1 protein-coding gene is annotated in these 246 nt (G+C 63.4%); it reads right to left on the bottom strand.

All coding sequences use genetic code 11. From position 1 onward, the window contains the following. Window positions 1–246: hypothetical protein (locus NPS47_RS25585; protein WP_274297467.1), on the bottom strand; the 246-nt coding region annotated here is incomplete at both ends.

The following is a 246-nucleotide window of genomic DNA, read 5'->3' as shown; positions in this document are numbered from 1 at the left end:
GGTCAGGGTGTCGAGCCCGGGCACGACCGTCAGCAGGTCGGACTCCAGGTAGGCGGCCAGTTTTTCCGTGGCTTGTTGGTCCGCGCACATCGCCGCCACGCAGACGAACTCGGTTTCCAGGCGGTGCTTGATCTGGTCATCGAGGGTGAAGTCGTAATACCAGGCCGCACGGTGGAACACGCCGGCGGTGAACAGCTTGAGGCGATCGTCGCGGATGCTTTGCAGGCGCGCATGCCAGTGACTCAA

Origin of the sequence: Pseudomonas putida, from assembly GCF_028682475.1 — a bacterium.
GTDB classification, from domain to species: domain Bacteria; phylum Pseudomonadota; class Gammaproteobacteria; order Pseudomonadales; family Pseudomonadaceae; genus Aquipseudomonas; species Aquipseudomonas putida_AG.
The sequence above is the reverse complement of the archived record's forward strand: the minus strand, read 5'-3'. Positions and strand labels throughout refer to the sequence as shown.